Source organism: Kineococcus sp. AC630 (assembly GCF_979255925.1).
In genome coordinates this window covers 1-263 of record NZ_CEEDMJ010000093.1, presented here as the reverse complement: position 1 = coordinate 263, position 263 = coordinate 1, and the positions used below count along the sequence as shown (strand labels likewise).

At 70.7% G+C, this 263-nt stretch carries 1 protein-coding gene; it reads left to right on the top strand.

Features of this window, described 5'->3' with window-relative positions; genetic code table 11:
- Positions 1 to 263: hypothetical protein (locus AC0I8G_RS25985; RefSeq protein ID WP_471732518.1), on the top strand; the 263-nt coding region annotated here is incomplete at both ends.

Below are 263 nucleotides of genomic sequence, written 5' to 3'. Positions count from 1 at the left end.
GATCGGCCTCGATGCGGTGCAGTCGCGTGTTGAAACCGTCCTCCCCCACCGACTGACCGGCCTGCACGCCGCTCTCGCCGTCGATCCAGTCGGCGTGCTGGAAGCTGCGCGCGAAGGTCGCCTGCCAGGTGGCGTCGGCAGCGTGCAGGCCGGGGGTCGTTCGTTCGCGTTCTCGGCCCCCCTGCCCGCCGCCGACGTGGTGAACGGGTTCGAGTCGGTCATCGGAACCTCCGGTAGGAACGCGCGGCGTCAGGGGACAAGGG